The 22,208-nt window shown below is 42.1% G+C and carries 22 protein-coding genes and 2 tRNA genes; 9 read left to right on the top strand and 15 right to left on the bottom strand.

Translation table 11 applies throughout. The annotated features are described in order from the left end of the window. Window positions 1-105: 105 nt before the first annotated feature. From glmS to FTU12_RS11335, 8 genes are all read right to left on the bottom strand, one after another. A complete protein-coding gene (gene glmS / locus FTU12_RS11370; RefSeq protein ID WP_180114387.1) occupies window positions 106-1,944 on the bottom strand; it encodes a glutamine--fructose-6-phosphate transaminase (isomerizing) in 1,839 nt (612 codons plus the stop codon). 12 nt (window positions 1,945-1,956) lie between these two features. Continuing rightward, window positions 1,957-3,321 carry a bifunctional UDP-N-acetylglucosamine diphosphorylase/glucosamine-1-phosphate N-acetyltransferase GlmU gene (gene glmU / locus FTU12_RS11365; protein ID WP_180073532.1) on the bottom strand — a complete coding sequence of 455 codons (1,365 nt, stop codon included), beginning with the start codon at window positions 3,319-3,321 and terminating at the stop codon, window positions 1,957-1,959. Between the two features lie 21 nt (window positions 3,322-3,342). Further along, a complete protein-coding gene (locus FTU12_RS11360) occupies window positions 3,343-3,819 on the bottom strand; it encodes a phosphatidylglycerophosphatase A (protein ID WP_180003656.1) in 477 nt (158 codons plus the stop codon). Between the two features lie 22 nt (window positions 3,820-3,841). After that, window positions 3,842-4,759 carry a thiamine-phosphate kinase gene (gene thiL / locus FTU12_RS11355; RefSeq protein WP_180022202.1) on the bottom strand — a complete coding sequence of 306 codons (918 nt, stop codon included), beginning with the start codon at window positions 4,757-4,759 and terminating at the stop codon, window positions 3,842-3,844. A gap of 20 nt (window positions 4,760-4,779) precedes the next feature. Beyond that, on the bottom strand, window positions 4,780-5,229 hold the full coding sequence (nusB, locus tag FTU12_RS11350) for a transcription antitermination factor NusB (RefSeq protein ID WP_078191534.1): 450 nt from the start codon (window positions 5,227-5,229) through the stop codon (window positions 4,780-4,782). Between the two features lie 4 nt (window positions 5,230-5,233). Next, on the bottom strand, window positions 5,234-5,704 hold the full coding sequence (gene ribE / locus FTU12_RS11345) for a 6,7-dimethyl-8-ribityllumazine synthase (RefSeq protein ID WP_180073534.1): 471 nt from the start codon (window positions 5,702-5,704) through the stop codon (window positions 5,234-5,236). An 11-nt stretch (window positions 5,705-5,715) separates the two neighbouring features. Further along, entirely contained in the window at window positions 5,716-6,837 is a 1,122-nt protein-coding gene (gene ribBA / locus FTU12_RS11340) for a bifunctional 3,4-dihydroxy-2-butanone-4-phosphate synthase/GTP cyclohydrolase II (protein WP_078191533.1), read from the bottom strand. Between the two features lie 314 nt (window positions 6,838-7,151). Continuing rightward, complete coding sequence (locus FTU12_RS11335; RefSeq protein WP_180003563.1) at window positions 7,152-7,724, bottom strand: TetR/AcrR family transcriptional regulator; 573 nt, start codon at window positions 7,722-7,724, stop codon at window positions 7,152-7,154. A gap of 131 nt (window positions 7,725-7,855) precedes the next feature. On the opposite strand from FTU12_RS11335, the gene FTU12_RS11330 reads away from it, so the two are divergent. Next, entirely contained in the window at window positions 7,856-8,605 is a 750-nt protein-coding gene (locus FTU12_RS11330) for an SDR family oxidoreductase (protein ID WP_180114386.1), read from the top strand. 314 nt (window positions 8,606-8,919) lie between these two features. Then, window positions 8,920-9,525: a 2-hydroxychromene-2-carboxylate isomerase gene (locus FTU12_RS11325; protein ID WP_180114385.1), complete on the top strand. Its 606-nt coding sequence runs from the start codon at window positions 8,920-8,922 to the stop codon at window positions 9,523-9,525. Between the two features lie 191 nt (window positions 9,526-9,716). On the opposite strand, the gene FTU12_RS11320 is transcribed toward FTU12_RS11325, so the two are convergent. Both FTU12_RS11320 and FTU12_RS11315 read right to left on the bottom strand, forming a co-directional pair. Beyond that, the gene (locus FTU12_RS11320) at window positions 9,717-10,292 is read right to left on the bottom strand and encodes a hypothetical protein (protein ID WP_180022197.1); all 576 of its coding nucleotides are present in this window, start codon (window positions 10,290-10,292) and stop codon (window positions 9,717-9,719) included. Between the two features lie 153 nt (window positions 10,293-10,445). Continuing rightward, entirely contained in the window at window positions 10,446-11,957 is a 1,512-nt protein-coding gene (locus FTU12_RS11315; RefSeq protein ID WP_180114384.1) for an aldehyde dehydrogenase family protein, read from the bottom strand. Between the two features lie 221 nt (window positions 11,958-12,178). Here FTU12_RS11315 and FTU12_RS11310 point away from each other — a divergent pair, with 221 nt between their 5' ends. Then, complete coding sequence (locus FTU12_RS11310; RefSeq protein WP_180114383.1) at window positions 12,179-13,360, top strand: transcriptional regulator; 1,182 nt, start codon at window positions 12,179-12,181, stop codon at window positions 13,358-13,360. Window positions 13,361-13,381: 21 nt separating this feature from the next. Here FTU12_RS11310 and FTU12_RS11305 read toward each other — a convergent pair whose 3' ends face one another. Both FTU12_RS11305 and FTU12_RS11300 read right to left on the bottom strand, forming a co-directional pair. Next, a complete protein-coding gene (locus FTU12_RS11305) occupies window positions 13,382-14,344 on the bottom strand; it encodes an alpha/beta hydrolase (RefSeq protein ID WP_180114382.1) in 963 nt (320 codons plus the stop codon). A gap of 246 nt (window positions 14,345-14,590) precedes the next feature. Then, entirely contained in the window at window positions 14,591-15,802 is a 1,212-nt protein-coding gene (locus FTU12_RS11300) for an iron-containing alcohol dehydrogenase (protein WP_180041636.1), read from the bottom strand. 400 nt (window positions 15,803-16,202) lie between these two features. Between FTU12_RS11300 and FTU12_RS11295 the strand changes: the two genes are divergently transcribed. Continuing rightward, complete coding sequence (locus tag FTU12_RS11295; RefSeq protein WP_180114381.1) at window positions 16,203-17,903, top strand: NAD-dependent malic enzyme; 1,701 nt, start codon at window positions 16,203-16,205, stop codon at window positions 17,901-17,903. Window positions 17,904-18,041: 138 nt separating this feature from the next. On the opposite strand, the gene FTU12_RS11290 is transcribed toward FTU12_RS11295, so the two are convergent. Beyond that, window positions 18,042-18,117 (bottom strand) — tRNA-Gly (locus FTU12_RS11290). A gap of 47 nt (window positions 18,118-18,164) precedes the next feature. After that, window positions 18,165-18,237: transfer RNA gene (locus FTU12_RS11285), tRNA-Gly, on the bottom strand. 242 nt (window positions 18,238-18,479) lie between these two features. Here FTU12_RS11285 and FTU12_RS11280 point away from each other — a divergent pair. From FTU12_RS11280 to FTU12_RS11260, 5 genes are all read left to right on the top strand, one after another. Continuing rightward, on the top strand, window positions 18,480-18,791 hold the full coding sequence (locus FTU12_RS11280) for a BolA family transcriptional regulator (RefSeq protein ID WP_078191519.1): 312 nt from the start codon (window positions 18,480-18,482) through the stop codon (window positions 18,789-18,791). A gap of 8 nt (window positions 18,792-18,799) precedes the next feature. After that, a complete protein-coding gene (locus FTU12_RS11275) occupies window positions 18,800-19,192 on the top strand; it encodes a SirB2 family protein (RefSeq protein WP_180085642.1) in 393 nt (130 codons plus the stop codon). A 63-nt stretch (window positions 19,193-19,255) separates the two neighbouring features. Beyond that, a complete protein-coding gene (locus FTU12_RS11270; protein ID WP_180003554.1) occupies window positions 19,256-20,092 on the top strand; it encodes a ParA family protein in 837 nt (278 codons plus the stop codon). Between the two features lie 13 nt (window positions 20,093-20,105). Further along, complete coding sequence (locus FTU12_RS11265; protein ID WP_078191516.1) at window positions 20,106-20,510, top strand: hypothetical protein; 405 nt, start codon at window positions 20,106-20,108, stop codon at window positions 20,508-20,510. A gap of 307 nt (window positions 20,511-20,817) precedes the next feature. Continuing rightward, complete coding sequence (locus FTU12_RS11260) at window positions 20,818-21,411, top strand: LysE family translocator (RefSeq protein WP_168378830.1); 594 nt, start codon at window positions 20,818-20,820, stop codon at window positions 21,409-21,411. Window positions 21,412-21,430: 19 nt separating this feature from the next. On the opposite strand, the gene FTU12_RS11255 is transcribed toward FTU12_RS11260, so the two are convergent. Further along, on the bottom strand, window positions 21,431-22,057 hold the full coding sequence (locus tag FTU12_RS11255; RefSeq protein ID WP_180003550.1) for a DedA family protein: 627 nt from the start codon (window positions 22,055-22,057) through the stop codon (window positions 21,431-21,433). Window positions 22,058-22,208 lie beyond the last annotated feature (151 nt).

Here is a 22,208-nt window from a genome sequence, read left to right as displayed (position 1 = left end):
AAAAGCCGAATAATGTATTATTCGGCTTTTTTATTACTACGATACAATTATGTATGAGAATACTTTATTACTCTCATACAAATCACCTGACTTATTGTCAGAAACTTATTCCACCGTCACGGATTTTGCCAAATTACGTGGCTGATCGACATCAGTACCACGCAACACCGCAACATGGTATGACAAAAGTTGAACTGGAATACTATAAACAATAGGGGCTAAAATTTCGTTCACACTCGGCACATAAACCACATGTTGGCGATCTTTAGTTTTAATGCCGCTATTCTCATCGGCAAAGACAAACAACTCACCACCACGCGCTTGAACTTCTTCCATATTTGATTTGAGTTTATCCAACATGTCATCTTGTGGAGCAAGAATCACCACAGGCATATCATTGTCAACCAGTGCCAATGGACCATGTTTTAATTCACCAGCCGCATAACCTTCTGCGTGGATATATGAAATCTCTTTAAGTTTCAAAGCACCTTCAAGGGCGATAGGGAACTCAGTTCCACGACCCAAGAATAGGCAGTGATTTTTTTCAACAAATAATTCTGATAGACGTAGAATCTCAGCATTATTTTGTAAAGTATCTAAAATCACTTTTGGTGTATGCCAAAGCGCTGCAATAATTTCAGAGACACGGTCAGTTGAAATACTTTGCTTAATTTGACCAATTTTCAATACCAATAGCATCAATGCCGCAAGCTGTGTGGTAAATGCTTTGGTCGAAGCAACACCAATTTCAGGGCCTGCAAGCGTCAACAAACTGTAGTTGGTTTCACGTACCATCGACGAAGTTGCGACGTTGCAAATGGTCATGGTGGTGATATTTAAACTTTTCGCTGCTGCACGTTTTTGCGTATCACGCAGCGCAGCTAAAGTATCGGCTGTTTCGCCCGATTGAGAAATACAAACATACAGTGTGTTATTCACAATCACAGGCGAGCGATAACGGAATTCACTGGCAATTTCGACTTGGCAAGGCACATCAATCAGTTGTTCAAACCAATATTTAGCAATCATGCCGGCATGGTAGCTAGTACCACATGCGATGATTTGCACTTGTTGAATTTTAGTAAAAGCATCAGTCGCATTGATTAAGAAATCATCACGAAGCGCATTACCATTTAAGGCTTGTGAAATCGTTTGTTTAATCGCTTCAGGCTGCTCATAAATTTCTTTGAGCATATAGTGTTTATATTCACCTTTTGAAGCATTGCTTACAGTCGCATCAAGCTCTTTGATTGGACGATTCACCAATTTACCATCGACGAATACTTCAATGGTATTACGTGTCAAACGTGCAATATCACCTTCTTCAAGGTAGATAAAACGGTTGGTAATCGGTAAAAGTGCCAATTGATCCGAGCTAATAAAGTTCTCGCCAATACCGACACCAATCACAAGAGGTGAACCTTCACGTACTGTGATTAATTCATCAGGATGGTCTGTATGTACGATACCCAGTGCATAAGCACCTTTGAGTTGAGGCACGACACTTTTAACTGCTTCTAAAAGACTCGGAGTGCTTTTTAAAGCATCATTGACTAAATGCGCGACAACTTCTGTATCTGTTTGTGAGGTAAAGACATAACCAAGCGCTTCAAGATCATCTTTAAGCTCTTGATAGTTTTCAATAATGCCGTTATGAACTACAGCAACATTGCCTGAAATATGCGGATGGGCATTATTTTCAGTCGGTTTACCATGGGTTGCCCAGCGCGTATGTGCAATACCGACCGAACCTGCGATATCTGCTTCTTCAACGGCTTGTTCAAGATTTGCAACTTTACCTACGCGACGTTCACGTAGAACGTGGCCTTTATTAATCAGCGCTAAACCTGCAGAGTCATAGCCACGATATTCAAGACGCTTTAAGCCTTCAATTAAAATATTGGTAATACTACGTTCTGCAACGCCACCGACAATACCGCACATAATTTAATCCTCTTATTTCTTCAATTTTTGGGGACGTTGATAGTTTTCTTTGGCAAATTGCTTCGAACGTTCTACCGCAAGGCTATTGTCTGCCACGTCACGTGTAATTGTTGAGCCAGCACCCACTGTTGCACCATGACCAATGGTGACAGGAGCGACTAATGAGCTATTTGAGCCGATAAAGGCTGAGTCACCGATAATGGTTTTAAATTTGTTGGCGCCATCATAGTTGCAGGTAATGGTGCCTGCGCCAATGTTTGAACCTGCACCGACTTCTGCATCACCTAAATAGGTAAAGTGGTTGGCTTTTGAGCCTAACCCGACAGTGGTATTTTTAACTTCAACAAAGTTACCAATATGCACTTCATTGGCCAATTTTGCGCCTGGGCGTAAACGTGCAAATGGACCGATTTGAGCGTCTTCACCAACAATGGCGCTGTCAAAAACGCTATATGGTTGAACTTTAGTACCTGCCGCAATCTTGGTGTTTTTAATGATACAACCTGCACCAATTTCAACGTTATCACCGAGTTCAACATCACCTTCAATAATCACGTTAATATCGATACGGACATCTTGACCAACAGTCAGTGTGCCACGTAAGTCGAAACGTGCAGGATCAATCAGGTGAACGCCTTGTTGCATCAGTTGTTTAGCTTGGAATGCTTGAAATTCACGTTCAAGTGCAGCTAACTGTACACGGTCATTGACACCTTCCACTTCGAAAGCGCGTTCTGGCTCAACAGATGCCACTTCGAGACCGTCAGCAATTGCCATAGCAACGATATCGGTCAGGTAATATTCACCTTGCGCATTGTTGTTGCTTAATTTTGGCAACCATTCGTGCAATTTTGCATTACTTACGGCATAAATACCGGTATTAAATTCTTTGATTTTACGTTGTTCTTCAGAGGCATCTTTGTGTTCAACAATGGCTTGAATTTTGCCATTTTCACGTACAATACGACCATAACCTGTCGCATCATTAACCGTTAGGGTTACTAAGCCAATACCTGTTTGAGCAGATGCATCTAATAGTTTTTGTAATGTTGCTTCAGTGATGCAAGGTACATCACCCGAGAGAATCAAAGAAATTCCGGTTTTTGCAAGGACTGGCAGAGTCACTTTGACTGCATGGCCTGTACCTAATTGTTCTGCTTGTTCAACCCATTTGACATTTTCATGTGCAAACGCGTTTTGAACCAATTCACCGCCATGCCCATAAATGGTGATTATTTCTTCTGCATTTAGTTTTTTCGCCGTGTTGATGACATGGCCGAGTAGTGGTTGTCCTGCGAGTGGTTGTAATACTTTGGGTAAACGAGAACGCATACGTGTCCCTTTACCTGCAGCAAGAATAATAACGCTAGTAGACATGTTTAATCCTAGGTGTTTCTATTACATAGACAAAATATAAAAATAAATACAGATGCAAAGCGCGGCCCAAAGACCTGCAATGATGTCGTCGAACATGATGCCAAAGCCACCACCGACTTGACGGTCAATGACACGAATTGGCCACGGTTTCCAGACATCAAATAAACGGAATAAAGCAAAACCAATCAATGCCCAAGTCCAGCTCATTTGCCCAAGATATAAAATCGGGAGGAAGGTAATGGACTGACCGGCAAATTCATCCCATACGATGCGGCCATCGTCATGGACACCCATGACTTTGGCGGTTTGACCACAAATATAGATCCCAATAATCGACATGAGGATCATGACTATAATGGAGTTGAAAAAGCCGATTGCAAGCCAACCTGGAATAAACAACAAAGCAAAAGCAGAGCCAAAGGTACCCGGTGCTTTGGGTGCAAGACCCGAGCCAAATCCCACGCCACAAAAGGCGATGACTCGGTTAAACCAAGACATGGATTTAAAGTTAATGGCTGGCTTATGCAAAATGCTGGTATCCCTTAAATTTTATGACTTGGTCAACACCGTGATTGTTATAACGGATTCCCAAATTTGGGGTGATTTGACCGATTTTACTAATGTTTACATCTAATTCTAGTTGCAGAAGCTTTTTATAATTCTGCGGACTTATTGTAAAGCATAACTCATAGTCATCTCCACCCGCGAGGGCGTATTGCCACTGCTTTTCTTGTTGTAATTGTTTTACATCGTGATCGATAGGAAGTTGATCTAATTCAATTTCTGCACCGACGTGTGAAGCAGCGAGGATATGTCCTAAATCTTGTGCGAGCCCATCAGAGACATCAATCATACTGTTGGCTAAGCCTTTTAGCTGTTGGCCCAGTAAGCAACGTGGCATTGGATAGTCCAAGCGTTTTTGTAATTGGTGGCCCAAATGTTTTAAGCCAAATGCAGCATCACCGACTTGTCCGCTGACGCAGATATAATCACCAATTTTGGCGCCTGAACGTGGGACAGCCTGTCCTGATTCTACCCAGCCGAGGGCTGTGACTGAAATCGTTAAATGTGGACTTTGAGTGGTATCACCACCAATTAAACTCACACCAAATTGATCGCAACAATCATATAAACCCTGACTAAAGCCTTTGAGCCAGTCATGATCAATTTGGGGTAAGCTCAAGGCCAATAAAATACTGTGTGGTTTGGCACCCATTGCGGCAATATCAGAGAGATTGACGGCAACAGATTTCCAGCCTATGGCATGTGGGTTTGTGTCGAGGGGGAAGTGACGCCCAGCAACCAGTGTATCGGCACAGATGACCAATTGTTGCTGTGGAGGAGGGGTGAGCAAGGCTGAGTCATCACCGACCCCTAAATCGACAGAATTGATATTCTGTCGATTAAAATAGGTATCAATGATCGAGAACTCAGCCATACAACGTACTACTTAAAAAATTAATTAGCTTGTTGTTTTTCTGCTGCACGCAATGTAGTCGCTAAACGATCCAATACACCATTGATGTATTTGTGGCTGTCTGCACCGCCAAAATGTTTAGCTAACTCGATCGCTTCATCTAACACGACGCGATATGGAATCTCAAGATGTTCTTTGAGTTCATATGCGCCAAGACGAAGTGTTGCAAGTTCAACACCATCTAAAGCGTCTACTTCACGATCGAGTACAGGGATTAAAAGCGCATCCAATGCTTCATGATTGGCAACAACTTCGGTCAATAACTCGTGGTAATAGCCGAGGTCGACCTTGTGCATGGCATTATCCACACGTGTACGTGCTTCAATCTCATGGACAGGATTGCGGCTCATTTGCCATTCATAAATTCCTTGTACAGCAAAGCGACGTGCTTTACGTTTTGCTGCATAAGTTGCTTGAAGTGTTTGCGACATAGCGTTAAATAGCCTTTAACAAGTTAACCATTTCAATAGCAGTCAAGGCAGCTTCACTACCTTTATTGCCTGCTTTTGTACCTGAGCGTTCAATCGCTTGTTCAATACTATCCGTAGTCAATACACCATTAATTACTGGTAAGCCAGTGTCTAGACCAACAACGCCTAAACCTTTAGCACATTCGCCAGCAACAAAATCGAAGTGAGGCGTGCTACCACGAATCACTGCGCCAAGCGCGATGATGGCATCGAAACGACCTGAAGCTGCAAGTTTCTTCGCAACCACAGGAAGTTCCCAAGCACCCGGTGCATGAACAACAGTGATATTATCCTCTGATACGCCATGACGTTTCAATGTATCAACGGCACCTTCTAGCAAATGTTCAACAACAAAGCTATTAAAACGACCAACTAAAATCGCATAACGGTCTTCGTTCGCGAGATGTAACATACCTTCAATACGGCGAACTGCCATAGCAACCTCGATTATTTCTCTGATGTTTGATTTGCGGTGATGTATTCCACCACTTCTAAGTTAAAACCTGATAGTGCATTAAAGCGTAGTGGCGAGCTGAGAAGCTTCATTTTTTCCACGCCTAAATCACGTAAAATTTGTGCGCCGACACCAATGGTTTGATACTGCTGAGACAGTGCCGCATTGGATTTAACATTTTTCGGTGCAGTTAAATTTTCTAAAGCAGGGCCTAAGTCCTGTAAATGACGCTGACCAATCCATACTAAAACACCACGATCGCTGGATGCGATTTCTTTGAGTGCTTTATCGAGATTCCACGCCGGAGCGCCATCTTGTTTATTGAGTTTTAATAAGTCACGAACCGGGCTGAAACCATGTACACGGACCGTGGTTACTCCTTGTTTCGGTTCGCCTTTAACCAGTGCCAAATGAATGTCTGGATTACCAATTTCACGGTAACGGAACAATTCAAAAGTACCATATTCAGTATCTAAAGTTTGTTGATCAATGCGCTCAACGGTTTGCTCATTGGTCATGCGGTAGTGAATTAAGTCCGCAATCGTCCCCATTTTTAAGCCATGTTTTTCAGCAAACACTTCAAGATCAGGGCGACGTGCCATAGTGCCGTCTTCATTGATGATTTCACAAATCACTGAAGCTGGTTCAAGACCTGCTAAACGCGATAAGTCACAGCCCGCTTCAGTATGGCCTGCACGGTGAAGAACGCCACCAGGCTGCGCCATGAGCGGGAAAATATGGCCTGGCTGTACGATATCCGCAGGTTTAGCATGTGCTGCCACCGCTGTTTGAATCGTATGCGCACGTTCAGCAGGAGAGATCCCTGTAGAAATGCCATTTGCTGCTTCAATAGACAAGGTAAAGTTGGTGCCGTGCTGGGCACCATTGGCATCAACCATGAGTGGTAGGTTCAACTGTTGGCAACGCTCTTTGCTGAGCGTTAAGCACACAAGACCACGCGCATGCGTAATCATGAAGTTGATATCTTCAGGACGTACGTGGGTCGCAGCGATAACAAGGTCGCCTTCATTTTCACGATCTTCATCATCCATGAGGATGACCATTTTTCCTGCACGAATATCAGCTACGAGCTCTTCAACAGTATTGAGCGGCATCAATCTTCACCTTTTTGTTTGTCTCGAATGACATTTACTTGCATTGATTGTCGCATAGTCTAACGTTTTTTTGCGTTCTTTGCCTATGCTTATCATTTTCCTTTAATGGCTCATTGTTATACACAGTCGTCAGAACCTTGAAAAGAGGACTTTATTTGAATTGTGCCATTTATGCCCAATCTTTAAGCGATTGAAAAGCATAAAAATTGGCAACCTTATATGGATTTTGAATAATTGAGCCAAATGAAACTGACAGTTTGTCGGAAGCGTTTAATCGCTTAACTACATGAAGGATCACACAAAATAATAGGAGCTTATGCAGCTGAGTGTGCAGCTAAATAATCTTGAATGATCATTTTATTGGCCTGCAAAATGCTTTTTTGTAATTCGGGATCATGCATTGCCCGTGCAATTAAAACCGCACCGACCAATTGGGACATCATGGCCCAAGCTTTTTCTTCACTCGCCAAATGTGTGCTAAATAAAGCATGACCGCGCAGTAATTCCTTTTCATAAGCTTGTTTAATCGTGTCATCTGCGCGAGCTACTTCAGTCGCGAGTGTCGGCAAAACACAGCCTTGTTCAGGATGTTCAAGGTGGGAAGGGGTTAAGTAACGGTCTAATTCAAAATTAATCCAGTCTGCTGCATTGTGATTCGGGTTACTTTGCCACATGTTAAAGCTTTGCTGCAATTCATATTCAACCAATGCTTTGAGTAAATCCTGTTTTGACGAAAAATGTGAATAGAATGCGCCACTAGTGACACCTGCAGCTTTCATTAAGCCGTCAACACCTGTTGCAGCAAAGCCATTTTTTTTCGCAATTTGCCCCGTAATGTTGAGCAATTCTTGTCGTTTTTGTTGTTTGTATTCGGGTTTATAGCGCATATGCATGACCCCAAAAAATTATGATTGACGATAAATTAATCATAACATAGTATTCGTTATAGTAACGATCGTTATTTAATAAAATTGATCGCACATGGAATATAAAAACTATCCAGCACGAGGAGATCGTCATGGAAAATAATCATATATCTAAGCCTGTCAAAGGTGTGGCATTGATCATTGGTGCAGGAGATGCCACCGGTGGTGAAATTGCCAAACGCTTTGCTTGTGGTGGTTATACCGCATGTATGACGCGGCGTAATGTCGACAAATTACAGCCCTTAATTGCTGAAATTCAAGCACAGGGAGGGACTGCTTTTGGCTTTGGTTCGGATGCTCGAAAAGAAGAGCAAGTGATTGAACTCATCGAGCACATTGAATCAAACATTGGCCCGATTGAGGTCATGGTCTTTAATATTGGTGCCAATGTGCCATGTAGTATTTTGGAAGAAACCGCACGTAAATATTTCAAGATTTGGGAAATGGCATGTTTCTCGGCATTTTTAACGGGTCGGGAAGTGGCGAAGCGCATGGTGAGCCGTGAATCTGGCACAATTATTTTTACGGGTGCGACGGCTGGGGTTCGTGGTGCCGCAGGCTTTGCCGCTTTTGCTGGCGCAAAACATGCGCTTCGTGCCTTGGCACAAAGCATGGCGCGTGAACTTGGGCCTAGAAATATTCATGTGGCGCATGTGGTGGTTGATGGGGCGATTGATACCGACTTTATTAAAGAGACTTTTCCCGATTTGTACGCAAAAAAAGCGCAAAATGGTATTTTAAATCCCGTACATATTGCAGAAAATTATTGGCATCTCTCACAGCAACCACGAGATGCATGGACGCATGAATTAGATCTGCGACCGTGGATGGAACGCTGGTAAGCGTAATTTGATTCAAATGAAAGAAAGATACGCGGTAAGGTCATCCGCAAGTGTTTGAGACAGGACTACATCTATTCAAAAATGTTTTTGCGATACTTTGAATAATTAGACGCTAGTGAACGAGTTTTGCGGATGACAATGGTTTTGGGTACTTTTGCCGAAACAAAAGTACCTCCAGCCGAAGGCTAATCCCTTTATTTAAACCCTGGATGTAAGACTCCGTCAAATCGGCTTAAAAATCATTTAAAAAATACGATGTTACTTTTACGTGCGTAACATCAGTTAGGAAAATAAGCAAAAAAAGGACGAAAAACATGAAAGTCATTGAATTTTATTTTGATGTCGGCAGCCCATATAGTTATATCGGTTTTCATCGCATTCAACAGATTGCACAGCAGTATCAAGCCGAGCTGATCTGGAAGCCGATGCTTCTTGGTGGAGTGTTTAAAGCTACAGGCAATAGTAGCCCGATGGCGGTACCTGCGAAGGCACGTTATTCCATGATTGATCTTCAACGTTGGGCAAAGCTATGGCAGATACCCGTACAGATGAATCCTTATTTTCCAATCAATACCTTGCAATTGATGCGCTTACTCACAGCCGTTCAGCTGTTTCAGCCTGAAGCATTTCTCAATGTACTGACGGGTATTTTTAACGCAATGTTTGGTCAGCCACGCAATTTAAATGATCTCAATGAATTAATTCAATTGATGCAGGAGCTTGGATTGGAGGTAGCGCAGGTTAAATCATGGCTTGAAGATGAAAAAGTAAAGTCTGAGCTTAAAGTTATTACCGAAGAAGCCATTGCACGTGGTGTGTTTGGGGCGCCAAGTTGGTTTGTCGATGATGAGTTATATTGGGGTGTTGATCATTTACATTTTGTTGAGGCGGCTTTACAGGCTTCATCACGATCAGCCTAATTGGACGAATACTTGAGTGAATGCTACTGAATATGAGCACCAGTTTTAGGACGGGAATGCAGAAGTTATTGTAGATGTAAGTAAAATTATAGAATGGATCATGGCTGATTGTCTTACTTACATCTACTTTTACTCAGCTTTCATTTGTATTGAGTCTTATTTTTGGCGTACTAACTTAAAAAACTTAAGCTTTATTCCGTATATAAATAATGCTGACATTTGGTGCAATTTACGGTGCATGAATCGCTTGCATAAATACCTTTACGAAAGAATCGTTTATTGCCGCAAAAGATACAGATAAATTCATCTTTATGATTTTTAGCGCTTGGTAGCTCTTGGTAAACGAGTCTTAATCCATTGTCTTTATAACGATAATTTCGACCATAAATTTGTTTAGCAAGCCAATAGTCCAAACTTGTAAATTTTATGGCAATACAACTGATGATACAAAAAGGAAATAGCCATATAGATTCAAATGCTTTGGAAACAGACGCCCAACCTGAAAATACACTTGTGAAAGTAAAAAACATGACCGCGAAAGCACCAAAGAAGAAAAGATAGAATACTTTGCTTTGGAAAGAGCTTAATTTGTTTAAGTATTTGAGATGATGTTCATAGGTCGAAATATCATCTTGGTTGGGCACAAATGCGGGATAACGTGCTTGCTTAGGTTTGTCTGACACTTGATCACCAAATGAATGACCACAGGCACTACAAAAGTGATGTTGTACTAATGCTTTTTCTCCACAGGAGACACAATATTTCATAGCTATTTAAATATTTTTAATTAATAAAGTTATTTGTTTAGCAAGCATAAGAAAATTTGCAGCTTTTTAAAAGAAATTTTAATGAATTCTTTGAAGAGGCTTCTAACAAAAAAAGCGAACCGAAGTTCGCTTTTTGTTTTTCAATATTCAGACTTAGAAGAAGCCCATTGGCTTGGTGTCATAGCTCACCAAGAGGTTTTTGGTTTGTTGATAATGATCAAGCATCATTTTGTGGTTTTCACGGCCAATCCCTGATTTTTTGTAGCCACCGAATGCTGCGTGTGCAGGGTAAATGTGGTAACAGTTAGTCCAAACACGGCCGGCCTGAATCGCACGGCCTGCACGGTAAGAAGTGTGTGCTGAACGTGACCAAACACCTGCACCTAGACCATAAATGGTGTCATTGGCAATTTTAATGGCATCATCAAAGTCTTTAAAGGTTGCTACTGAAAGCACAGGACCAAAGATTTCCTCTTGGAAAATCTTCATGTCATTGGTGCCTTTGAAAATGGTTGGTTCAATATAGAAACCAGTACCGACTTCATTACGTGGGTCACCACCAGTAATGAGCTGTGCACCTTCATTTTTACCTGTCGCAATACAGCCCAAGATTTTATCTTGCTGCTCTTGAGATGCTTGTGCGCCAATCATGGTGTCGGTATCTAAAGGATGACCGGTCTTAATACGTTTGACACGTTCGACAGCCATTTCCAAGAATCGATCAGCAATGCTTTCTTGTACCAAAGCACGGGAAGGACAGGTACAGATTTCACCTTGGTTTAGCGCAAACATGGAAAAACCTTCGAGCGATTTATCAAGGAACTCATCATCTTTGTCCATGATGTCTTCAAAGAAGATGTTCGGTGATTTTCCACCAAGTTCTAAAGTCACAGGAATGATATTTTCAGTCGCATATTGCATGATCATTTGACCGACAGCGGTTGAACCTGTGAAGGCGATTTTTGAGATGCGTGGATTGGTCGCCAATGGACGACCGACTTCAACACCATAACCATTCACAATATTCAGCACGCCCGGTGGGAGTAGATCTTGAATGAGTTCAGCCAAGACCAAGATGCTGACAGGCGTTTGCTCCGCAGGTTTCAACACGATGCAGTTACCCGCAGCCAATGCTGGAGCAAGTTTCCAAGCCGCCATCAAGATTGGGAAATTCCACGGAATAATTTGACCGACCACCCCAAGTGGTTCATGGAAATGGTAAGCAATAGTATTTTCATCAATTTCAGAAATGCCGCCTTCTTGGGCACGGATACAGCCGGCAAAATAACGGAAGTGATCGATACAAAGTGGAATATCAGCGGCTAAGGTTTCACGAATCGGTTTACCGTTGTCCCATGTTTCTGCAACTGCAAGGAGCTCTAGGTTTTCTTCAAGTCGATCGGCAATTTTTAATAAAATATTTGAGCGTGTCGTTGGGGAAGAGGCGTTCCATTGGGCTTTGGCTTTATGCGCTGCATCCAAAGCCAATTCGATATCTTCAGCAGAAGAACGTGGCACTTTGGTAAAAACTTTACCGTCTACAGGGGAGATATTTTCAAAGTATTCACCTTTCACTGGCGCGACCCATTGGCCACCAATCAGGTTTTCATACTGAGCTTTAAACTGAACTTTTGAACCGGGTTGATTAGGATCGACATAACGCATATGAATTTTCCTTTGCTTGTTTATTATGATCTTGTTGGGCTGCCTATCTGTGGCAATCTACAGCTTTGGTATAAGGTACTTTTGTACATTATTTGATTAGCATAGCTTGTATAAGGTTGGAAAAAGGTTGGAGACAAGAAGGTTTACAATATTTTTTTTCAGTCTTAAAAACAAAAGCCGGGAAACGGATTTTTAGTCATGAATTGTTGTGAGAATAATGAATGATGATACAGAAGGATTTATCTGAAAAACGACAGAATGTCGAACGGTTAAGGCAGGGCATGAGTCTGTCAAAGCAGCAAACCTCGCAATTGAATGAGAGCATTGCGAGCTCTTGGCAGCGATCGGCGCAGGCGGAAATTCCGGAAAACCGGAGTGCTGCGCCTTTGGTAAATTTAAGCCCTCAAAGTCAACAACAGTCGGCATTGCATCATGCGTTGCAACATTGTGCCGAAGATTTAAAACACATTGCCGAACAGTCGTCGATGGTACTTGCCGTGGGCGATGTAGGTAGCACGATTATTTGGAGTGCGTCGAGTCGGCAAATGCAGAGTGCTGCGGAAAGTGTGCATTTTATTGCAGGTGGGCAATGGCGCGAAGAATTGGTCGGCACCAATGCATTAGCGTTGTCTTTAAAAACTCAGCAGTCGAGTTGTGTGTTTTCAAATGAACATTACATGCCATCAGTACATGAATGGGTCTGCTATGCAGCACCAATTATCGATCCACATACGCAGCAAATTTTGGGCGTGGTTGATTTATCTACCGTGTGGAAAAACCACAATAGTTTAGGGCTACTTGCGGCTGAACGCTGCGCTTCGATTATTCAATCGGCTTTGCTCGATTTTCAAAAACAGCATTTGTATATTCGGGCCTTTGCAGTGCCGCAAGTGTTATTTAATGGCAAAGTGATGGTGCTGACCCCACGGCAAATTGAAATTTTGACCATCTTGGCGCTATGTCCACAAGGCATGACCTTAGATACTTTGCATCAAGCCTTATATGGTGAACGTAAGGTGAGTGTTGGGACTTTAAAAGCGGAAATGTCGCAGCTACGCGATATTTTGGGTGGCATGTTAGGCTCAAGACCCTATCGCTTATTGGCGCAAGTCGAAGCCGACTTTTTACAAGCCGAGCAAGCTTTAGATGCAGGTTATCTCGATTCTGCATTAAAACTGTGTTCAGGGGTTTTCTTGGCCAAAACCGAAAGTCCTTTTTTAGGGGCATGGCGTGATTGTCTTGAGTCACGATTAAGCCACGCGATTTTTAATGCCAAGGAAACGGATGTTCTGCTCAAGCATGTCGCGCGTTTTCCTGAAGCCATTGATGCGGTTGAACGTCTGATCGAGCTGATGCCGAGATCGCATCCCGTACATCAGACCTTGTTGAAATTAAAACAGTAAGTTGCAATGTAATTCAGGCTATTAAAGACCTTTATTGGCCAGCCATTGAAAGAGCTGGGTATAGACTTGTTCTCGCGCGGTTTTTTCCGAAAGCACTAAATCATGCAAGCCATTGTGAATGCTTTGAATGGTGACATCGCCCTGAATTTTCTTGGCATATTTTTGGATGTCTTTTACTCCTAGAATCACATCACTGCTTTGAGCCGATTTACCCCATTTTTTGGGATTTTTAGTTTGATGTGAATGCATCACTAATACTGGTACATCAATTGTCACACCTCGATGAATCTCTTTTTGAGCCTCATAAATTGTCCGCACAAAACTTAAATACACCATTGGATAGCGGGTCTTTTTCCAGTCTAAATTAAAGTCCCATTCACCCTTGAGTTCACGGTGTAAGCTGGCGGTGTACCATTTATTCAGTTCACTTGGGAATTTTAAATTTGGAAAAGTCTTTGCCAATTTACTCAGCTGTGGAATACCCAGTGCGCGTTTCACTGGATTCATGTTGAAATCATAAAATGGGCTGTTAACCCAAAGGGCTTGAATTAAAGGATGATTTGGATGATGGGCTGCATACAAAGTGGTGGTTAATCCACCCGTTGAATGACCACAGAGCAGCAAGGCATCATGACCTTCATCAGCAATGATCGTTAGGGCTTGATCTATTTCGGCATCATATTCAGACAGTGCATGCACATTATAATATTTTTGATGCGGTAGGATGGAACGTCCATACTTTCTTAAATCTAATGCGTAAAAGTCGAAGCCATGCTGATTAAAGCGTTCGGCCATTTCGGTTTGGAAAAAATAATCAATAAAACCATGGATATAGAGCACTGCTTTGGAGGTGGGAGCTGATGCTTTTTTGCGAACCAATGTGGCAACCACTGGGCCTTCATAATCATCAGGGAAGGTCAGCGTAGCTTGTTCATAGTCTGCGCCCAAAATGTCAGGCTGATACTGAATATGTGAATGGCTCATTATTATACTCATCAATATTATTGGACATTATGCTTTATCCTTGATGAGCCATGAGCTTTTGTCAAATGAATAATCGATGCTGATTTACGAACTAAAAAAAGAGTGACCTCAGTATGAAAGCGACCAATCTATAGTCGCTTCCCTGAAATAAAAAGTGAAATGGATTCAGTTGACCTACATCACTAAACTCAAAGGGTAATGTAGGCACTTAGGTCACTTAAACATGAAGACCTTTGAGGGCTTAACTTAAACGGCCGCTTTGAAGTCGACCACAGAGGCATTGGCTTTAAGCGCTGCCTTGAAAATATCAACCACTTGAGCATGAGTCGCTTTACGTGGGTTGGTGAGCATACAGGCATCTTTTTGTGCATTTTCAGACATGATGCTGAGGTCTTGTTCTTTCACACCGAGTTCAGAAAGGCTCGATGGAATACCAATCGAAGCAGACAGTTCACGGATTGCTGCAATCGCTGCATAAGCCGCTTCAGTCACCGTTAAACCGTCGGTTGGTACACCCATGAGCTGTGCGATACGTGCGTAGCGGTCAGGGCAGGCGATCAGGTTAAATTCGCAAACGTGTGGTAACAGCACGGCATTACATACGCCATGCGGCAAATTGTAGAAGCCGCCGAGTTGGTGCGCCATCGCGTGGACATAACCTAAAGATGCATTGTTAAATGCCATCCCTGCTAAGTACTGTGCATAGCTCATCGCATCACGTGCTTCTAGGTTTTCGCCATTGGCGACGGCAGGGCTGAGCCATTCACTGATCATTGCAATGGCTTTTTCTGCGCACGCATCGGTAATTGGGTTTGCAGCAGTTGATACATAAGCTTCAACGGCATGCGTTAAGGCATCCATACCAGTTGCAGCAGTTAATGCCGCAGGTTTAGCAATCATCAGTTTTGGATCATCAATTGCGATGAGTGGTGTGCAACGCCAATCGACAATGGCCATTTTTACATGGGTTTCAGTATTGGTAATGATACAGAAACGGGTCATTTCAGATGCTGTACCAGCAGTGGTATTAATCGCAATGAGGGGAGTCATTGGGACTGTACTTTTATCGATGCCTTCATAGTCACGAATATGACCACCACCTGCAGTGACTAAGCCAATGCCTTTGGCACAGTCATGAGAAGAGCCGCCGCCGAGAGAGACAATAAAGTCACAGCCATTGTCATTGTAGGCATCTACACCGCTATGTACGTTGGTGTCAGTTGGGTTGGGTTCTGCGCCCGGGAAGATGTGACTTTCTACGCCAGCTTCAGTTAAATATGCGGCAATGGTGTCTGCCACACCAAATTTGTATAGACCGGCATCGGTCACGATAAGCGCTTTCTTTGCGCCAAGATTTTGCGCCTTTGCACCAATTTCTTTAGCACAGCCGGGGCCAAAAAGTGAAACACAAGGGATGTAAAAACCGTTTGTTTGATCTGCAATATTTTTAAAAGCCATGGTGCGATTCCTTCTACCATTCATTGTCATTTGTTATGGGTGATACTCACCTAAACTGAGTATTGCGAGGGATGTTTTAAATTCACACCTACCAAAGACCTACCAAATTTAGGGCTTTGTATTGAATTTATTTAATTGATTGAAATTTAATCATTAATTATTTTTGTTATTTTCTAAGATTCGCTAAAAGTCGTATACATTTAAGCCAAAATAGGCGTTGCGATGATTGGATGCATGATCGAGTTATCAGATTATAAAATCTAACTAAAACTACTATCAATTTACTAAATGCCCCAAAGCGCTCGAATCAGGATAGGCTATAACAAATAACGAGATAGTCACTTTTGTGCATTTCGCTTTTTGCAGTGCGAAACAAAAGATTAATTAAACGAGTTAAATAATGTCCAGTGAAAATTTGAAAACGAAACGACCTTTATATATTCCTTATGCCGGAAATACACTTTTAGAACTCCCACTTTTAAATAAAGGTTCTGCGTTTAATGAAGATGAACGTAAGAGCTTTAATTTACACGGTTTAATCCCACACGTTACAGAAAGCATTGAAGAACAAAGTCAGCGTTCTTATCAGCAATATTGTGCATTTAATAGTGATATCAATAAGCATATCTACCTGCGCAATATTCAAGATACCAATGAAACATTGTTCTATCACTTAATTGAAAATCACCTCAGTGAGATGATGCCGATCATCTATACACCAACAGTGGGTGAAGCTTGTCAGCGCTTTTCAGATATTTACCGCCGTCATCGTGGGATCTTTATTTCATATCCTGACCGTGATCATATCGATCAAATTATTCATAACGTGAATAAAAAGAATGTGAAAGTGATCGTGATTACGGACGGTGAACGTATTCTTGGCCTTGGTGACCAAGGCATTGGCGGGATGGGGATTCCGATTGGTAAGTTGTCGCTGTACACCGCATGTGGTGGGATCAGTCCAGCCTATACATTGCCGATTACTTTAGATGTCGGAACCAATAACCAACAGCTGTTGAATGACCCGATTTATATGGGTTGGAGTCAGCCTCGTATCAGCGGTGAAGAATATTATCAATTTGTCGATGACGTGATTAAAGCCATTCAACAACGTTGGCCAAAAGCGCTGATTCAATTTGAAGACTTTGCACAAAAAAATGCGATGCCTTTATTGGAAAAATATCGCGATAAAATTTGCTGTTTCAATGACGATATTCAAGGGACAGCAGCAGTGTCTGTCGGAAGTTTAATTGCGGCATCACGTGCAGCAGGCAAGCAGCTCAAAGATCAAATCGTCACCTTCTTAGGGGCGGGTTCAGCAGGTTGTGGGATTGCAGAACAGATCATCAAGCAAATGGTGGCGGAAGGTTTAACCGATGCTCAAGCACGTGCGCGGGTGTTTATGGTCGACCGCTTTGGTTTAATTACTGAAAATCAGCCGAATCTTTTAGATTTCCAACGCAAGCTTGCGCAAGCACCGGATAACGTCGCACATTGGGCAAATGCAGATTCGGTCATCTCACTCCTGGATGTGGTTACACATGCCAAACCGACTGTATTGATTGGGGTTTCGGGACAACCGGGGCTGTTTAGCCAAGAGGTTATTGAAACGATGGCTGCAAATTGTGAACAGCCTATTGTGTTGCCACTATCTAACCCGACATCACGTGTCGAAGCGGTGCCTGCAGATATTATCGAGTGGACCAAAGGTAAGGCCCTGATTGCGACAGGTAGTCCATTTGCACCAGTGAATTATCATGGCAAGATTCATCAGATTTCACAGTGCAATAACTCCTATATTTTCCCGGGGATTGGACTGGGTGTGATTGCATCTGGGGCGAAACGTGTGACGGAAAATATGCTGATGGCATCTAGTACGGCATTGGCGGACTGTTCACCAAAATTGGCAGATCCAAATGCTGATTTATTGCCAAGTTTGGATTATTTACAGGATATTTCGAAGAAAATTGCATTGAAAGTCGCGTTGGCTGCGATTGCTGATGGTGTTGCGCCAAATGTCAGCGTTGAAGTGCTCGAACATGCGATTGAAGCGAATTTCTGGAAACCTGAATATCGTGATTATGTCCGTGTGACCTATTAACGCAATTTTAATTTTTATTCATATTTGTGGAACCTGACTCAAACCATGTTCCACATACTGAATAAATATAGATTGATTTTGATTGGTGTAAGCGATAGATAAAAAAGCCCCCATCTTTCGATGAGGGCTTTTTGAATTTGGAGCGGGAAAGGAGACTCGAACTCCCGACCCCAACCTTGGCAAGGTTATGCTCTACCAACTGAGCTATTCCCGCGGAGTCTATCCAATTTTTTAAATAAAAAACCGAATGAAAAAATTTTGAGCGGGAAAGGAGACTCGAACTCCCGACCCCAACCTTGGCAAGGTTATGCTCTACCAACTGAGCTATTCCCGCATAGCCACGTATAATACATTAAGGATTTTTCAGGTCAATAACTTTATGAAAAACTGTGCATCGTTTGCATAAAATAAAAACAATTTGTTTGAAAATTGGAAGATTTTTGCAGGTCGAAGGCTTCCATTTTGATGAAATCATGCAATTCAGATGGTTTCAGCAACTTTGCGACACAAGAACTTGAACAAATACAGGCTATACTAAGACCAGTTGAACCTTTTTTTGAATTTGGGAGAGCCGTTTTGAGTTTAGAACAGCAATTAATTGAGCGTCTACAGACATTAGCGCCTACACATCTTGAAGTGGTGAATGAGTCCGCAGGTCATGGAGGTTATTTCCCAGGTAAAGAGTCGCATTTTAAAGCAGTGATCGTGAGTGAGGCATTTGCAGGTTTGCGTTTGGTGCAACGTCATCAAAAAGTCTATGCCGCAGCCGGTGATTTACTTAGTCCGGGGCAAATTCATGCCTTGGCCATTCATGCGTTTTTACCCGAAGAATGGAAAGGTCAAGACACCACTAGCCCTGAATGTGCGCATGCACCTAAGTCATCTTAAGGTGAGCCATGGAAACGCAATTAATCATTAAAATCATTCATATGTGTGGTGTGGCTTTAGGCTGTGCTGCCATTTTCATTCGTGCTTTTACGCTGTTTAAAGGGACGCAGGGCAATTTACCCAATCCATCAGGTCGTAAGTTTTTTGTTGCTTTGCAACATGGCTCAATGACATTAATTGCTGTGACAGGAATTATCTTATTGTTTATGAAGAACTTTGATGTGCAGCCATGGTTCTATGCCAAAGTTGTACTATTTCTAGCGTTGCTGTCTTCTTTATCTAAAGCGTATAAAAAAGATGACAGTGTTTTATTGGTTCAGCGCCGTGCGGGCTTATTTATTGCAGCTGTTGCACTTATTTTCATCATTACATTGGTTATAATTAAACCAGTTTTTGGATAAATGGCTTATCCACATGGCCGATTTCAAGGCTTGAGTAAAAAAACAAAGATTAGAGGGTTTTGAATGCGTACGCGTGTGGTATTTAACCAAAAAGGTGGTGTGGGGAAATCGAGTATTACGGTCAATTTAGCTGCGATAAGCGCGCACCAAGGTTTAAAAACTTTGGTGATTGACCTCGACCCTCAAGCCAATTCAAGTCAATATTTGTTGGGGGATGATGCGACGTATTCGGCAGATAAGCCTGCTCTTGAACCCAATATTGAAAATTATTTTGAAGAAGTCTTGGGGACGCAACAAAGTAAAGGTTTGTTGGGAAATGCCATCGGTTCGATTTTGAAGGGTCGTGCCAAAGGTTTGGAAAGTTATGTGCATGCATCGCCTTATCCACGTTTAGATGTGATTCCAGCCAGTCCAAATTTAGGCGCGTTGGCACATGCCTTAGAATCTAAGCATAAAATTTACAAACTGCGTGATGCTTTGCAGCAGATGAGCGGTCAATATGATCGAGTGTTTATTGATACACCGCCTGCCTTTAACTTTTTTACTTTATCTGCGTTGATTGCGGCAGATCGCGTGCTGATTCCATTTGACTGTGACGTGTTTTCAAAACGAGCTTTACAGACCCTGATCGAAAATGTGTTGGAAACGCAGGATGATCATAATGATCATTTAGAAATTGAAGGCATTGTGGTCAATCAATTTCAGGCACAGGCGAAGTTGCCGCGCGAAGTTGTACAACAACTCAAAGATGAAGGTCTGCCTGTATTGGACAGCATGTTACCGCCTTCAGTGCTGATGAAAGAATCTCATCATAAAAATCAACCTTTAATCCATTTGGCTGCAGATCATAAATTGACGCAAGCCTATCAATCATTGTTCAATGAAATTGAGCAAAAGTAGTATCGAGAAAAGTATGAATGCACTTAAATGTGGTCTAGTTGCTTTCACTGCTGTTGTATTGGGTGCATGTGCAAGTACGCCTAAACCAAGCTATGTTTCACCTACACAGTATCAGTCTTTGAGTTGCCAACAATTGCAAAGCGAATACAACCGAATCCACGACTATATTCAAAATGGTGTAGAAACACCGAAGCGCACAGGCGTTGGTGTCGGTGTTGGCCTTGGTGGTGGCTGGGGCAGCCGTGGAGGTTGGGGCATTGGTCCGAGTATTTCGGTCAATATGGGACAATCTTCAAATACCAAACGTACCGAACTTTCACGCGTTCTAGGTGAGCAAGAAGCGATTGTACAGGCAGCAAAATTTAAAGGTTGTCCGATTATCGTTCGCGCAAATTCGGCTACTGCAGCAAAATCATAAGCGGATCATGAGCAGAGGCTTAGGCCTGTGCTATGAGAAAAGTGTAATAAAATTTGTCAGTAGGCGAGGCGTCTACTGGCATTTTTTTTGAGCTAAATAAACTGTACTATTTAGAGCCAATAAAATATTTAAATCTATGAAAAAATTAAATTAAATATTATTTGTGGATTTCAATACCTCCTTCTGGTCTTGAACATTCAGCGTGAGTGCATTGACTTGTACAAGGATAAAACTGACCTAGCGCGTACTTGTTTTTTTAAATTCATTTCGGCTAAGGTGTGCGCTTTGAAACATTGTCTGGGTATTTATGATTGAGAGTTGGCTTTTTGTATTGGCAATGATTGCGGTGATGATGACGCCGGGACCTAGCAATGCACTAATGGCAAGCTCTGCACATCAACAAGGCATTGCAAAGACGTGCATGCTGATTCCTGCAGAATTATTGGGCTATTTCTATGCCATTAATTTGTGGGCGTTGATTATTCATTTAAGCGCTCCAGTGTGGCCGAATTTAATTCACTTGCTACATTTTCTCAGTATTGCCTATGTTTTATGGTTGGCTTTTCATTTGTGGAAATCGACGCATTTACATCAGTACAATCAAAAACATCCTTCAATTCAACCACGTGAATTATTCATTTCCTCGTTAAAAAATCCTAAAGCGTTGCTTTTTGCTGCAGGTATTTTCCCAATTGAAACTTGGGCTAGCCCATTAAATTTTATTTTGGTTTTCGCTGTATTTAGCGTGGTTTTGCTACCAGTTGCATTGTTTTGGATGTCATTTGGACGGACGATTTTGGCCGGTAAGACCCAAAAAATTAAGGCCGATCTTCTGTATAAAGGATCGGCCCTGATGCTGATTTTATGTATGTTTCCCGTGGTTTTACGCTTTTTTGCTTAAAGGTGTTCACCACATCGGTTTATTTCTTTAATTTTGCTCGAATAAAACCAATCACGCCCGGTAAAATACTAATAATAATGATGCCGAAGATCAGATGGGTGAAGTTATCTTTCACGATGGGCATATTGCCAAATAAATAACCCAAAGTGATAAATGAGCCAACCCAACAAATCGCACCAATCATGTTAAAAGTCAGGAAGTACTTATAGTTCATGCTGCCTGCACCTGCGACAAAAGGCGCGAAGGTTCGTGCAAAAGGAATAAAGCGGGCAAAAATAATGGTTTTACCACCGTGTTTTTCAAAGAATTTTTGCGTATTGACCAAATGTTGACGGTTAATGAAGCGTGATTCAATTTCAAAGACACGTGGGCCAATATATTTACCAATATGGTAATTCAGCGTGTCGCCCAAGACCGCAGCGATAAACAGCAAAATCACCAAAACCCATGGATCCATGGCACCTGTTGACGCAGCGAGCGCGCCTGCTGCAAACAGAAGACTATCACCCGGTAAAAAGGGCATGACCACTAAACCGGTTTCAACAAAAATAATCAGGAACAGAATTGCATAAATCCATACGCCATAATTGGTAATGAACTCGAGTAAATGGTCATCAACATGTAGTATAAAATCAATCAGTTCCATGGGGCTTATATGCGTAAAATAGTGGTCTGATGCTATCAGTCTGGGGCAGCAAAGTCAGTATTAAAACGTAATTAATTATCAGTAAAATCGTTCTATATATGGAATGATGAATATTATAAAAGCATATTTAAAGAGAATAAGAAACGACCTA

This window comes from Acinetobacter sp. YH12063, assembly GCF_013419715.1.
GTDB classification, from domain to species: domain Bacteria; phylum Pseudomonadota; class Gammaproteobacteria; order Pseudomonadales; family Moraxellaceae; genus Acinetobacter; species Acinetobacter amyesii.
This window is presented reverse-complemented; position numbering and strand designations above follow the sequence as displayed.

Bases quoted from the DNA above. Each gene is read 5' to 3' on its own strand.
- glmS (WP_180114387.1), bottom strand. From the start codon at position 1,944: ATGTGCGGTATTGTCGGTGGCGTTGCAGAACGTAGTATTACCAATATT.
- glmU (WP_180073532.1), bottom strand. From the start codon at position 3,321: ATGTCTACTAGCGTTATTATTCTTGCTGCAGGTAAAGGGACACGTATG.
- FTU12_RS11360 (WP_180003656.1), bottom strand. From the start codon at position 3,819: ATGTCTTGGTTTAACCGAGTCATCGCCTTTTGTGGCGTGGGATTTGGC.
- thiL (WP_180022202.1), bottom strand. From the start codon at position 4,759: ATGGCTGAGTTCTCGATCATTGATACCTATTTTAATCGACAGAATATC.
- nusB (WP_078191534.1), bottom strand. From the start codon at position 5,229: ATGTCGCAAACACTTCAAGCAACTTATGCAGCAAAACGTAAAGCACGT.
- ribE (WP_180073534.1), bottom strand. From the start codon at position 5,704: ATGGCAGTTCGCCGTATTGAAGGTATGTTACATCTCGCGAACGAAGAC.
- ribBA (WP_078191533.1), bottom strand. From the start codon at position 6,837: ATGCCGCTCAATACTGTTGAAGAGCTCGTAGCTGATATTCGTGCAGGA.
- FTU12_RS11335 (WP_180003563.1), bottom strand. From the start codon at position 7,724: ATGCGCTATAAACCCGAATACAAACAACAAAAACGACAAGAATTGCTC.
- FTU12_RS11330 (WP_180114386.1), top strand. From the start codon at position 7,856: ATGGAAAATAATCATATATCTAAGCCTGTCAAAGGTGTGGCATTGATC.
- FTU12_RS11325 (WP_180114385.1), top strand. From the start codon at position 8,920: ATGAAAGTCATTGAATTTTATTTTGATGTCGGCAGCCCATATAGTTAT.
- FTU12_RS11320 (WP_180022197.1), bottom strand. From the start codon at position 10,292: ATGAAATATTGTGTCTCCTGTGGAGAAAAAGCATTAGTACAACATCAC.
- FTU12_RS11315 (WP_180114384.1), bottom strand. From the start codon at position 11,957: ATGCGTTATGTCGATCCTAATCAACCCGGTTCAAAAGTTCAGTTTAAA.
- FTU12_RS11310 (WP_180114383.1), top strand. From the start codon at position 12,179: ATGATGATACAGAAGGATTTATCTGAAAAACGACAGAATGTCGAACGG.
- FTU12_RS11305 (WP_180114382.1), bottom strand. From the start codon at position 14,344: ATGAGCCATTCACATATTCAGTATCAGCCTGACATTTTGGGCGCAGAC.
- FTU12_RS11300 (WP_180041636.1), bottom strand. From the start codon at position 15,802: ATGGCTTTTAAAAATATTGCAGATCAAACAAACGGTTTTTACATCCCT.
- FTU12_RS11295 (WP_180114381.1), top strand. From the start codon at position 16,203: ATGTCCAGTGAAAATTTGAAAACGAAACGACCTTTATATATTCCTTAT.
- FTU12_RS11275 (WP_180085642.1), top strand. From the start codon at position 18,800: ATGGAAACGCAATTAATCATTAAAATCATTCATATGTGTGGTGTGGCT.
- FTU12_RS11270 (WP_180003554.1), top strand. From the start codon at position 19,256: ATGCGTACGCGTGTGGTATTTAACCAAAAAGGTGGTGTGGGGAAATCG.
- FTU12_RS11265 (WP_078191516.1), top strand. From the start codon at position 20,106: ATGAATGCACTTAAATGTGGTCTAGTTGCTTTCACTGCTGTTGTATTG.
- FTU12_RS11260 (WP_168378830.1), top strand. From the start codon at position 20,818: ATGATTGAGAGTTGGCTTTTTGTATTGGCAATGATTGCGGTGATGATG.
- FTU12_RS11255 (WP_180003550.1), bottom strand. From the start codon at position 22,057: ATGGAACTGATTGATTTTATACTACATGTTGATGACCATTTACTCGAG.